Raw genomic sequence first — 12,262 nt, 5'->3', positions numbered from 1 at the left:
CTTTTTTAGCTATTTTTTAAAAAATTTTTTTGATTTTTTTAATCACCCCTTGACATATTACCGAAATACTGATTAAAAAACAATCATAAATTAATCATAAATTATAATCTAGAAATCTTTAATATTCTTTTATTTTAGTATCTACTTATATTTCATTGTTGTACAAAGAAATTATCTATAAAATAGCTTATATATAAAAATCATAACGACAATAAATAATTATAAAAGATATGTGAAATTGAATCACATAAATTCTTTTTTCACATATCTCTTATATTATATCATATGTTCAATATATTATATAGAATTTTCATAATACATTATTTCATTGACATATTTTGTCCATCCATGCAAAGAGATCACTTAAATCATAATCCCCACCATGTCCTACGCCCCAAGGTACAGCAAAATCAACATTATATCCCATATTCTGTAGCTTTGTAGCTAAAATTAACGGTATAGCTAATGAAGTATTGTTGTCAACTGAACCATAACGAATTCTCCAGTAACGAGCACTCGTAATACCGCTTGTCCCTATATAATACATAGGATTCATCATTTTAACAATTGTTGAATCAGCAATTGATGAATTGTTCACCAAAGTATTTTTATAACTAAACTGTGTAAAATGTTGTGCATTGATTGTTGTAGTTCCGAACTCCTCATTCTCTGGCGCACTTAAATCTAAACTATCAAAAGCTGGAGTGCCTTTCATCCTTCCAACATACTCATTGTATTTATCTATATCAATATCTGTCACAGTTCCATTTTCTATCTTCACCCAATTTAATCCAGACAAATTAATACCCTCATTTAATGCTTTTTGCGCAGATTCAACCAAAGATGACTTCATATAGTCTTTAAATGTTCCATTACCATTTTTATCTAATGCTAAATAAGTGCCATTAGGAGATCTAATTCCTAAACTATTTAAGTAATTTGGAAACATATTTTTCAGTTCTTCAGATAGCTTGATCTGTTCTGATGTCATAGTACCAGAACCATTTCTGTCACTGTAAGTATTTATACCATTAAACTGTTCATCAACAACATATATAAGCTTTGACATGTTTACACCTCATCCGAAAGCTAATATAGAATGTTTTTAAAAAAGTTCCTTACCAGCGGGAGGTGACTGGTAAAGAACCATTTTAGCGTTATTTACATTTTATTGTGCATTTGAACTGCTCATAAGTTTTACTTTTGTACTAAGTGTCTTGCCATTTCTCCAGAATGTAACAGTAATCGTATCGCCAACTTTATGCTTAGCTATTATGCTCTGTAGCGAATCAAATGTTCCTACTTTTGTTCCGTCTACTGCTGTTATCACATCGCCTGCTTGAAGACCCGCAACATCAGCACCACTTCCTTGTTGTACCTGTGCTATATAAAGTCCTACTGGAATATTGTACTGTGCCGCATCTTGTTGCGTGACTTCCTGAACACTTACACCCATAACCGGTCTTTCAACATACCCATGTTTTATAAGTTCATCAATTATAGGTTTCGCTTCATTTATTGGAATCGCAAATCCCATTCCTTCAACAAGCGTACTTTGACTTTGAAACATTCCAAATTGATCTTGTGTATCAGAACTATTCGTTGATGTTAATTTTACACTTGTTATACCTATTACTTCACCATTGCTGTTTACAAGAGGTCCGCCGCTGTTGCCAGGATTTATAGCTGCATCTGTCTGTATAAGGTTAACTGCTCCATAATCACTTTGAAGATTTCTGTTAAGACCACTTATTATACCAGATGTTACTGTTCCTGCAAAGCTTTCACCGAGAGGATTTCCTATAGCAACAGCCAGGTCTCCTACCTCAAGTTTTGATGAATCACCTAATTTAGCAGCAGTCAAATTTGTAGCATTAATCTTTAATACTGCCAAATCGGTTTTTGTATCTTTACCTATTAATTGTGCAGAAAATTTTCTGCCATCAGATAAGCTAACTGTTATATTAGAAGCACCATCAACAACGTGGTTGTTTGTGACTATATATCCATTTGTATCAATTATTATACCTGAGCCACTGCCTTCAGATATAAAAGCACTTCTAAAACCATTACTATATGATACACTAGTATCAATTCCAACAACAGAAGGACTTACAATCTTAGCTATATCTGTAATCAAGTTAGCATTACTATTATTAGACGATAGTGGCAAATATCTGTTTATAACTTGTGTTTTTTGACCCAGATTAGTGTATTCCATAATTCCTGCAACAATCCCACCACCAATAAGTGCTGCAATAAGTGCAACTGTCACAAATGAAACAAGCATTCTTCTTCTAAATCTTTTAACCATCTTACCTAGGCTTTTTTTGCTATTTTCCAAATCATTTTTTGCCTTTTCTCCATCATTTTTGTCCTGGTAATCATTTGTCATAGGAACTTCGCGTATTTTATTTAAATCATTATTTGTAAAGTTTTCTGTAAAAACACCATCTGTATTTTCGTTTAAATTTCCCATGTCATTCTCATTTAATCTTTTTGTTTGCTCATTTTCAATATCCATATATTTATCGCCTCCTTAACATTTGTATACTCTTTTTTAGCATCATCCATAATTAACTAATAAAATTAATTTAATAATTTTGTTTCTATAATTGAAATTATTATATAAGATTTTATAAATACAATGTGAAAATTTTGTGAAACTTGTGTGAAAATAAAAAGAGTATATACAACGGTACATACTCTTATAACTTAAGAATTTATTTTGTTTTTTATAAAAATCATTATTACAAAATATTAGATAGCATTATAAAATACTATCTAATATTATATTTGATATGCCCATTAATGCCGTGTTGTAATCTGGATTTGAAAAAGCAATGCTGCAGGATGAATAATTCGCTTCAAAAGAGCGCTTTTTGATAGTCTCCAATACAACGTCTTCTATAAACTTTCGACCTCTCACTATCCCACCTGATATAAGCACTAGCTCTGGACTAAAGACATTGACTATATTTGCAATGCCTATGCCTAAGTAAATGGCGATCTTGTTTAATTCGGACAAGGCAACTTCGTCGCCTTCTTCCGCGGCTTTGTATACAAGCCGAGTTGTTATATTTTCTAAATCACCGTTGACATATTCAGATATAACAGAATAAGATCCTTCTTTAATCCTCTTTACCACATTATTAACCAAGGCTTTTTCCGATGCCAGTGCTTCAAAACAGCCGTAATTGCCACAGCTACATTTAGGTCCGGCCACATCTATTGTAGTATGGCCTATCTCACCAGCCATGTCATTAATTCCCCTGTATATTTTGCCATCCAATATTATGGTCGAACCTATTCCATGTCCCACCTTCAAAAACACAACATTACCGACATTTTTAGCAATGCCGTTGTAAAATTCGCCCAAAGCCATGGCTCTCACATCATTTTCAACAAACGTGGGAATCCCAAATTCTTTTTCTATCATATCCTTTATAGGCACATTTCTCCACCCAATATTTGGAGAAAATACAGATATGCCTTCACTTGATTTTACAGGTCCTCTTACGACAACGCCAATTCCAGCTACTTCTTTTGATGATTTTCCCTTTAAGTCTTTGATTCTATCGAATAAAAGCTTAAATATTCCTTCTTCATCTTCGTTTTTTATGCTGTCAACTTTTGATTCTTTTATTGTGAGTTCAGCATCTAAAAGATACTCTTCCATTATATCCGTGCCAATTATTATAACAATGAGATCAAATGCCTCATTATTAATTTTTAAGATAACAGGAGGTCTTCCTCCGCTGGATTCTCCCAATTTATCTTCTTTTACGAGCCCATCATCTAAAAGCTTGTTTATTATGTTTGTAACAGTAGGTGGTGTCAAATTAGTTATCTTTGCTATTTCAGATCTCGATACGTATTTATTATGCCGTATCACATTCAATATGAGACTTTCATTCATTCCTTTCAATAATTTGTAACTTACTGGAATCAAATCTGCCAAAATTACCACCTCTATTTGTCGTCAAATCCATTCGGGTTGGATTTATGCCATTTCCATGCAGACTCTATAATCTCCTCAAGTGAATTGTGCTTAGGATTCCAACCTAACTCATTTATAATCTTGTCAGATGATGCTACCAGTTTTGCAGGATCTCCAGGGCGCCTTGCAACAACTTTTGCTGGTATGGGATGTCCCGTCACCCTTCTTGCTGCATCAATCACCTCATTTACGGTAAAACCCTCTCCATTTCCAAGATTATATGTTGCGCTACTATTATCCCGTCTCAATTTGTTTAATGCAAGAATATGTGCATCTGCAAGATCTGTAACATGAATATAATCTCTTATGCAAGTTCCATCCTTTGTTTCGTAATCATCGCCAAAAACATTTATTAAATCCCTTTTCCCTAACGGAACCTGCAAAATAAGCGGTATCAGATGTGTTTCAGGATTGTGATCCTCACCTATCATGCCGCTTTCATCAGCACCAGCCACATTAAAATACCTAAGCACAACATGCTTTATTCCATAAGCATTGTCACACCACTTAAGCATTTTCTCTACAGCCAATTTTGTTTCACCGTATGGATTTGTGGGCACTGTGCTGTCTTCTTCCTTAATAGGTATCCTTTCAGGCTCTCCATAAGTTGCAGCAGTTGATGAAAACACTATCTTCTTAACGCCGTATTTAACCATTTTCTTTAATAAGCACATCGTTCCATATACATTGTTTTCATAATACTCTAAAGGTTTACCAACGCTTTCTCCCACCAGAGAAAATGCCGCAAAGTCAATAACAGCTTCTATATCATTTTGTTCGAAAATTTTGTCCATAAATTCGCTGTCCCTAAGATCGCCAATGTAAAGCTTACCTCCAAGTACAGCTTTTTTATGCCCTGTTATCAAGTTGTCAACTACTATTACATCTTCTCCTCTTTTAAAGAGTTCATAAGCAGTATGACTGCCGATGTATCCGGCACCACCGCATACTAAAATAGCCATAAAATTATCCCCTTTCTACTTAATTTTAATTTCTTTCGCTCCATCTCCAACTCCCGTCACATACATAGATGGTTCATAGCCTATTTTTTCTTTGTATCCATTCGTCACTTCTTTAATAAAATCTTCTACAAATTCTTCCTTGACAATACTTACGGTACAGCCACCAAATCCAGCACCTGTCATTCTAGAGCCTAAAACATAATCTAGCTTAAGTGCTTCATCGACTAAAGTATCCAATTCTTTGCCAGTAACTTCATAGTCATCTCTTAATGAATTGTGAGATTCTACCATTAGCTGTCCAAACCTTTTAATATCATTGTCTTTCAACGCTTCAACAGCATCCAAAGCTCTCTCATCTTCTGTCACAACATGTCTTGCTCTCTTTAATAATACATCATCCGGTATCAAGTATTTGTACTTATCGAATTCTTCCAGTGTAACCTGTCCAAGATTGTCTACATCCAATTCTTTCTTAAGATAGCTTAAAGCCATCTCGCACTGACTTCTTCTTTCGTTATACTTGGAATCCTGAAGCCCCCTTCTTTTATTTGTATTAGATATCACAATCTTATACCCGTCCAGTTTGAATGGTACATATTTATAATCAATTGTATCACATTTTAAAAATATAGCATAGTCGGCTTTGCCCATTCCAACAGCAAACTGATCCATTATACCACAATTAACACCAACAAAATTATTTTCAGCCTTCTGGCAAAGCTTTACTAACTCAACCCTTTCAATACCTAAATTTAAAATCTCATTCATTGCAACACCTGTCACTAGCTCTATTGACGCTGATGATGACAAACCTGCTCCATTTGGTATGTTCCCTTCGTACAACGCTTCAAACCCTTTTAGCTTATAACCTTCATCTTGCAAAACTTTCAATACACCTTTTGGATAATTTGCCCAGTCATCTTTTCTATCGTATACTAAATCGTTTATATTTACTTCAACTTTCAGGTCGAAGTTCAATGATGAAAGACGAACTTTGCCATCATCTCTCATTCTTATCGCCATAAACGTCCCAAAATCAAGGGCACATGGAAACACATATCCTCCATTGTAATCAGTGTGCTCCCCTATTAAATTAACTCTGCCTGGCGAATAAAATAACCTTACACCTTCACTGCTTCCATATATTCTCTTAAATTCTTCCACAATTTTTGTTGCCATTTAATTCCTCTCCTTTATTAAATTTTTTTAAAATGTATGCTGTTTAAAAACTTATCAAATGCCATTTTTCCTCTCTCATCTCGTTTAAATACACCTGCATCAAGCAGCACTTTTAAGAAGATTTCACCTACTTCATCTTTTAATACAACTTCTGCTTCTTCTTTTTTTAGATTCACACCGTATTTATCTACAAGCTCATCAATCCATGGTATGTGCTTAAAAAGCAAATCATCTTCAGAAATCTTATCTTTGTCGTATTTTCTATCACCCGACAGTATCATTTCTATTTCATCAAGTTCTTTTTTAAGCCTTCCAGGAAGCACAGCAAGTCCCATCACTTCAATCAACCCTATATTTTCCTTCTTTACATGGTGGAGTTCCCCATGTGGATGAAATATGCCATATGGATATTCATCAGTAGTCCTGTTGTTCCTCAAGACTAAATCCATCTCATACATGCCATCATCGTTTTTCCTTGCAATAGGTGTTATGGTGTTATGTGGTACTTTTTCACCAGAGACTGTGCTGTAAGCAATTATATCAACAGATGGGTCGCTGTAATTTCTCCACTCTCTTAAAATCATGGATGACGCCTCGATCAATTCATCTCTGTTTTTGCTTGAAAGCCTTATGACTGATAGAGGCCACTTCAATATTCCAGCATCTACATCTTTAAACATTTCACTTTTATAACGCTCTTCTACCTTTGCTTCCTCCATAGGAAATACATGACGTCCACCTTGAAAATGCTCATGGGACAAAATTGAGCCACCTACTATAGGCAAGTCAGCATTAGAACCAATAAAATAGTGTGGAAATTGGTCTATAAAGTCCAACAATCTGATAAATGTCTTTTCTGATATTTGCATCGGAACATGTTTTTCGTAAAACAATATGCAATGCTCATTGTAGTATACATAAGGCGAATACTGAAAATACCACTGCTCACCCGCAACAGTAACAGGTATCACCCTGTGGTTTTGTCTTGCTGGATGGTTCAAATTGCCACTAAAGCCTACATTTTCAAGGCACAAAAGGCATTTCGGATAGTCGGTCTGCTTTAAAGCTTTAGCTGCTGCTATGTCTTTTGGGTCCTTTTCAGGTTTTGAAAGATTGATTGTAATTTCCATACTGCCGTATTCTGTATCTGTCCTCCAGTATTTATTTTTCTCAATTCTATCCATCCGTATATAATATGAATCTTTAGATAAACTGTAAAAATAGTCTGTGGCTTTTTCAATACCCGATGATCTTTTTATGTCATTAAACTTTCTTATAACTTCAGACTGTCTCGGCATCAATAAACCCATAATCCTCGTATCAAAAAGATCTCTATTTGTAATCGTATTTTCTTTAAAAAAACCTTTCTCGTATGCATAATCTAAAAGAGGATTGAGAATCTCATGTGGATCATCTAAATCAACATCGCTTATAGTGCCACTGTACGGCTCCTGTATCTTAAATAAATCCAGCAATGAATTGCGACATTGTATATAGTCAACACTCTCTATGATGCCGTGCTTTAAAGCATACAAAAGCAATTCTTCGATTTTTAGTGAAGCGGTAGTAACATCCATTTCACACATTCCTTTCACATTCATTGTCATCTTAATAACATGATACTACATTCCTTCACTTTTTTCAATATTTTAATAAAGTTAATTTGCACCAAAAAAAGCCCAACGGTTAGTTGGGTTTTATGAAAATACTTATTGTCATTATTGCTTGCTTCAAAATCAGTTGTATTTTATAATGTTTATTGAAGACATATTCTCATGAAATAAATCCTAATTACATTTATTTAGAATGTCAAATAATAATAGTAATTATGAATAACAGTAGGTGATTAAATGAATATTCAAAATAAAGACGAACTAGAAATTATTAAAAATCTAATACTCAGTAATATTGATGCTGATAAAATATATCTTTTTGGCTCATATGCTTATGGAACACCATCAGAAGAAAGTGACTATGACATACTCGTAATTATACCTGACAACAGCATTCGACCAGTAGAAGCTATGCAGCTTTTAGGTAATTTATTATATAAAGTTCAGACAAAGCCAGTTGATTTAATTGTATCTAAATCAAGCGATTTTAATAACCGTAGTCGGCTTCCTACGCTTGAAAGAAAAATTGCAAGAGATGGGGTAATATTATATGAAAAAAATAGACATAGTAAAAGAATGGCTTGACTTTTCAAATAAGGACTTTTCAAGTGCAAAATTTCTTTTAAACATGCATCCAGCTCCATATGAAATTATATGCTACCATTGTCAACAAGCTGCGGAAAAAGTTTTAAAAGCATATTTAATTTATCACGATGTTGAACCTTTACGAACTCATGATTTAAGATTACTTTGCAAAACATGTTCAAACATTGATAGTGATTTTGATGAAATAAGTAATCTTTGCTCAAGCCTTACAGTATATGGTGTTCAGCCAAGGTATCCATTTGAAATTGAAATAAATGAAAGTGATGTACTTAAAGCCATAAATGATGCGGAACATATAATAAACTTTACTGTTAAAAAAATAGGATATAATACAAAAGACCATCAATAATTCAGATTGCACTAAAAAAAGCCCAACGTTTAGTTGGGTTTTTTAATTATTCAATAGTTTTTAATCTGCTTAATTCGCTTTCTAACATCTCTATCCTGCTTTTAAGCTCATTCACTTCTTTTATAGCCTTTTCTCTCTCTTCTTCTAAGCTGTCTATTTCATTTTGATACAAGTTTTTGTCTTCCCTGTCATTTGTTTCATTATCGTTGAACATTTTTGCTATTCTGTTTTTTCCTTTATTAATTACAGAAGATGTTTTATCAGCCATATCATAAGTGCTTTTCATGCTATTTACCAGTACGGGCTTTACCTTTTCCTTTGCTTTTGGAAATAAGATATAACTTAATGCGGCAACACCAATTCCCCAAAAAAAGCTTCTACTTCCTAATGTTTTAGCGATACCCATTGAAGTTTTCCTCCCTTCATAGGTTCTTTTATTATTTTATCCCGTTTACAGTATAATATTAAATCGCTATTTACCAAATATGAGTGTTCTTGCAATAGATTTATATAAATCTTTAGCTTGATGCTTTTCGCTCATCTTTACAGCATATTGCAAAAAATCGTTAATAGTTTCTTGCCATAATTTTACAATTTCATTTTTCGTAGACTTATCCTTCGCGTACTCTGCAAAAGATATATCAACCGTCTGACGTAATATTTTCGAAGCTTCTTCGAATCTTTTCCTCATTTCTTCCATCAGAAATCCTCCTTGATGAATATTTATAAACTTTTTTTCATATTTTCTACAAAAATTTTTTACCTTCCAGTGCAGCAGAACTGTATATTTTATCTATGCCTAATTCATAAGCTACTCTTTCCATAGATTCCTTACCATCACCTGATAATATATAATCATCATCCACACCTAATGGCATTATAGATTTTAAAGCTTCCTTAACGATTTTTCATTATTGTCAGCACAATCGGATGTATAATACCATTTTTTATTAATGCAGCTATTCTTAATATATGTTCCCTATCATAATTTGATGACAGTAAAATTTCACTTACAATTGCTTTACTTCTGTCAATGTGTCTATAGTACTTTTAAGCTCTGTTATCACAAGCAGAATATAAAAAATAAAGAATTGAGGCAAATAAGCCCTCAATTCTTTATTGCTAAATCTAATATTCTATCTAAGTTTATATCTTCTGCAAGTCTCAATATTGTATATCTTTTCCTCATCTCTTTCGCATTCATCAAAATATTTTTAAGTTCGCTTTTTTGCAAACCTAAATAAGATATATCAGACGGCGCTTCAACATCATTTAAAAGCTCATCTATATAATCACTTGATGGCACATTTTCTGATACCCATTTTTTCATCGTATCCCAATTTTTAAGTATGCGCTTTTGCCGTACTCTTCGCAGTTCTTCATCAATGTAATAATGATCAATATCTTTAAATACCTCATCAGCCATCGGTCCAAAGTTTTTTCTTATTCTGAATTCAAATTCTTCTTTTGTTTCATGTTTTCTTTCTTCCATCAATTTTTTAACTTCATCCTCATTTAGTGAAAAAACAGCATTAAATAAACTGACAGAAATTCTTGTCATTATGCCTACCTTTGCACCATGTGAGTGTTCAATGCCACCGCTTAAAAGCTCTTTCATCTCGATGAAATGTGACAGATGATGCTCTGCCCCCGAAGCAGGCCTTGAATTTCCAAACTTAAGCATAGAAAGTCCCGACAATATCAATGCTCCCATTAACTTTTTAATAGCTTTTTCATCTTTGCTTTTTAAGTTTTTACTCACTTCTATGCACTCATTTAGAGACTTTCTCGTATCTTCTGCAATTTCTTTTGAATATTCTTCCTCTGTTATGACGCTGCCTATATACCAATCAGACAGCGACGTAAATTTGCCGATTATATCACCAAAACCAGATGTTATCATGTCATAAGGCGCATCTTTAAGTATATTAGTATCGCCCACGATGAACACAGGATATGTTGCAGTATACGTCCGCTTGAATCCATTTACTATAAGCGGAGATACTGATGATGCATATCCATCCATTGACGGGGCTGTTGCCACAATACCATATGGTATTTTTGTCTTGCTGCTTACAAATTTGACAACATCGTTTATCGTGCCAGAGCCAACAGCAATCATTATTTCAACTTTGTTTTCCAGTGATGTCAGCACTTCTCCAACTGCTCTTTCATCAGGTATTAGATTGCCTTCCCTATTTAACATACATAACAATACGTCAAAATTTTTATCTATCAATATATCTCTTAATAGTGAACCCGCAGCCTTATAAGTATTTTTATCGCATACAAGCATAACACACGAGCTAATTCCTATCTTATTCAAAATAGTTGGAATATCATATAAGGCATTATTACAAATTTTTACCTCATTTATCATCATGTCATCATTCATAGCACTTCCTCCAATTCGATCTCCTTAGTGGAATTTCTGATTCTTATTTCAGGCTTTATACATATATTCACAGGCTTATTAAAAGCTTTCTTTCCTTTACCTATAAGTTCAAACAAAGTTGAAGCAGCAAGCCTTCCCATCTCTTCTTTAGGATGTATGATGGACGTAAGTTTTACATTGGAGAGCTCTGCATAATCAGAATCATCAAAGCTTACTATTGAAATATCATCAGGCACACTGTAGCCTAATTCTCTTATCGGATCTAAGATCCACATGGCGATTTGATCGTTGTAGCTGACAATAGCCGTCGGTTTATTGACCCACTTCGAGTATATCTCGTATATTTTTTCCCTTGGTTTTGTCTTCATCTCTTCCGTCGTATAAAAGATTATGTTGTCCTCTTTGATTTTAATATTGTGTTCCCTTAAGGCTTTCACATATCCTTTATACCTATTAAGCCCCTGGTTATCGTCGCTTTTAAATATGCCGATAATATTTTTGTGTCCAAGCTTTATCAAGTGATCTGTCGCTAAATACCCGCCTCCCTCATCGTCCTGAATAATGTACGATGGATTCAATTCTTCATAAAAGCTGTTAATAAAAATGTACGGAATTCCTCTGCTCTTTAACTCATCAAAATAATTCAAATTTATATGAGGCAAGGCACTTTTTGTAGGCTCTATGATCAATCCTCTGATGTCTTTCGCAAGGATGTTTTCTAATATATCCATTTCTGTCTCAATGCGGTTATTTGTATTGAAAAGCAATATTGAATACCCATTCTTAGCCAAAACCTGATCAATGCCTTTGATTATCCTAGGAAATATATAATCGTTTATATAAGTCGTTATAACTGCGATATTTTTATTATCATAACTTTTTACAGAATTCCTATCAGCGCAAAACGTCCCTAATCCTTGCTTTCTATAAAGCCACCCTTCATTTTCAAGGTCATCAAGTGCTTTCCTAACAGTATGTCTGCTTACACCAAACTTTTCCATAAGTTCACTTTCTGTCGGCAGCGGATCATCTATATTGATATTGTTTTTTATAATTAAATTAGTAATATAGTCTTTAACTATTTGATATTTTGGCACATTCTCTTCCAAAATTGAACATCCTCCCTCACCATCATATCTACCTATATATAATTATATC

At 33.8% G+C, this 12,262-nt stretch carries 13 protein-coding genes; 2 read left to right on the top strand and 11 right to left on the bottom strand.

Annotated features, from left to right (window positions below; all coding sequences use genetic code 11):
• Positions 1 to 325: 325 nt before the first annotated feature.
• The 6 genes from TTHE_RS03440 to galT form a co-directional block, all read right to left on the bottom strand.
• Complete coding sequence (locus tag TTHE_RS03440; protein ID WP_013297215.1) at positions 326 to 1,069, bottom strand: hypothetical protein; 744 nt, start codon at positions 1,067 to 1,069, stop codon at positions 326 to 328.
• A 99-nt stretch (positions 1,070 to 1,168) separates the two neighbouring features.
• Positions 1,169 to 2,524, bottom strand: a complete 1,356-nt coding sequence (locus TTHE_RS03435; protein ID WP_013297214.1) for a S1C family serine protease — start codon at positions 2,522 to 2,524, stop codon at positions 1,169 to 1,171.
• A gap of 246 nt (positions 2,525 to 2,770) precedes the next feature.
• A complete protein-coding gene (locus TTHE_RS03430) occupies positions 2,771 to 3,961 on the bottom strand; it encodes an ROK family transcriptional regulator (RefSeq protein WP_013297213.1) in 1,191 nt (396 codons plus the stop codon).
• An 11-nt stretch (positions 3,962 to 3,972) separates the two neighbouring features.
• Positions 3,973 to 4,962: a UDP-glucose 4-epimerase GalE gene (galE, locus tag TTHE_RS03425; RefSeq protein WP_013297212.1), complete on the bottom strand. Its 990-nt coding sequence runs from the start codon at positions 4,960 to 4,962 to the stop codon at positions 3,973 to 3,975.
• 15 nt (positions 4,963 to 4,977) lie between these two features.
• Complete coding sequence (locus tag TTHE_RS03420) at positions 4,978 to 6,141, bottom strand: galactokinase (RefSeq protein WP_013297211.1); 1,164 nt, start codon at positions 6,139 to 6,141, stop codon at positions 4,978 to 4,980.
• Positions 6,142 to 6,158: 17 nt separating this feature from the next.
• A complete protein-coding gene (gene galT, locus TTHE_RS03415) occupies positions 6,159 to 7,718 on the bottom strand; it encodes a UDP-glucose--hexose-1-phosphate uridylyltransferase (protein WP_013297210.1) in 1,560 nt (519 codons plus the stop codon).
• A 273-nt stretch (positions 7,719 to 7,991) separates the two neighbouring features.
• On the opposite strand from galT, the gene TTHE_RS03410 reads away from it, so the two are divergent.
• The gene (locus TTHE_RS03410; RefSeq protein WP_013297209.1) at positions 7,992 to 8,339 is read left to right on the top strand and encodes a nucleotidyltransferase domain-containing protein; all 348 of its coding nucleotides are present in this window, start codon (positions 7,992 to 7,994) and stop codon (positions 8,337 to 8,339) included.
• Complete coding sequence (locus TTHE_RS03405; protein ID WP_013297208.1) at positions 8,305 to 8,709, top strand: HEPN domain-containing protein; 405 nt, start codon at positions 8,305 to 8,307, stop codon at positions 8,707 to 8,709. Before TTHE_RS03410 ends, TTHE_RS03405 begins: the two co-directional genes overlap by 35 nt.
• A gap of 46 nt (positions 8,710 to 8,755) precedes the next feature.
• Here the strand turns inward: TTHE_RS03405 and TTHE_RS03400 are convergent, their stop codons facing one another.
• From TTHE_RS03400 to TTHE_RS03385, 5 genes are all read right to left on the bottom strand, one after another.
• Entirely contained in the window at positions 8,756 to 9,115 is a 360-nt protein-coding gene (locus tag TTHE_RS03400) for a hypothetical protein (RefSeq protein ID WP_013297207.1), read from the bottom strand.
• 66 nt (positions 9,116 to 9,181) lie between these two features.
• The gene (locus tag TTHE_RS03395; RefSeq protein WP_013297206.1) at positions 9,182 to 9,409 is read right to left on the bottom strand and encodes a hypothetical protein; all 228 of its coding nucleotides are present in this window, start codon (positions 9,407 to 9,409) and stop codon (positions 9,182 to 9,184) included.
• A gap of 46 nt (positions 9,410 to 9,455) precedes the next feature.
• Complete coding sequence (locus tag TTHE_RS14775) at positions 9,456 to 9,587, bottom strand: hypothetical protein (protein ID WP_257789816.1); 132 nt, start codon at positions 9,585 to 9,587, stop codon at positions 9,456 to 9,458.
• 230 nt (positions 9,588 to 9,817) lie between these two features.
• Positions 9,818 to 11,104 carry a sn-glycerol-1-phosphate dehydrogenase gene (locus TTHE_RS03390; RefSeq protein WP_013297205.1) on the bottom strand — a complete coding sequence of 429 codons (1,287 nt, stop codon included), beginning with the start codon at positions 11,102 to 11,104 and terminating at the stop codon, positions 9,818 to 9,820.
• Positions 11,101 to 12,213 carry a GntR family transcriptional regulator gene (locus tag TTHE_RS03385; protein ID WP_013297204.1) on the bottom strand — a complete coding sequence of 371 codons (1,113 nt, stop codon included), beginning with the start codon at positions 12,211 to 12,213 and terminating at the stop codon, positions 11,101 to 11,103. The genes TTHE_RS03390 and TTHE_RS03385 overlap by 4 nt, the downstream gene beginning before the upstream one ends.
• Positions 12,214 to 12,262: the final 49 nt, after the last annotated feature.

Origin of the sequence: Thermoanaerobacterium thermosaccharolyticum DSM 571 (genome assembly GCF_000145615.1) — a bacterium.
GTDB lineage: Bacteria > Bacillota > Thermoanaerobacteria > Thermoanaerobacterales > Thermoanaerobacteraceae > Thermoanaerobacterium > Thermoanaerobacterium thermosaccharolyticum.
The sequence above is the reverse complement of the archived record's forward strand: the minus strand, read 5'-3'. Positions and strand labels throughout refer to the sequence as shown.

Bases quoted from the DNA above. Each gene is read 5' to 3' on its own strand.
- TTHE_RS03440 (WP_013297215.1), bottom strand. From the start codon at position 1,069: ATGTCAAAGCTTATATATGTTGTTGATGAACAGTTTAATGGTATAAAT.
- TTHE_RS03435 (WP_013297214.1), bottom strand. From the start codon at position 2,524: ATGGATATTGAAAATGAGCAAACAAAAAGATTAAATGAGAATGACATG.
- galE (WP_013297212.1), bottom strand. From the start codon at position 4,962: ATGGCTATTTTAGTATGCGGTGGTGCCGGATACATCGGCAGTCATACT.
- TTHE_RS03420 (WP_013297211.1), bottom strand. From the start codon at position 6,141: ATGGCAACAAAAATTGTGGAAGAATTTAAGAGAATATATGGAAGCAGT.
- galT (WP_013297210.1), bottom strand. From the start codon at position 7,718: ATGGATGTTACTACCGCTTCACTAAAAATCGAAGAATTGCTTTTGTAT.
- TTHE_RS03410 (WP_013297209.1), top strand. From the start codon at position 7,992: ATGAATATTCAAAATAAAGACGAACTAGAAATTATTAAAAATCTAATA.
- TTHE_RS03405 (WP_013297208.1), top strand. From the start codon at position 8,305: ATGAAAAAAATAGACATAGTAAAAGAATGGCTTGACTTTTCAAATAAG.
- TTHE_RS03400 (WP_013297207.1), bottom strand. From the start codon at position 9,115: ATGGGTATCGCTAAAACATTAGGAAGTAGAAGCTTTTTTTGGGGAATT.
- TTHE_RS03395 (WP_013297206.1), bottom strand. From the start codon at position 9,409: ATGGAAGAAATGAGGAAAAGATTCGAAGAAGCTTCGAAAATATTACGT.
- TTHE_RS14775 (WP_257789816.1), bottom strand. From the start codon at position 9,587: ATGCCATTAGGTGTGGATGATGATTATATATTATCAGGTGATGGTAAG.
- TTHE_RS03390 (WP_013297205.1), bottom strand. From the start codon at position 11,104: ATGAATGATGACATGATGATAAATGAGGTAAAAATTTGTAATAATGCC.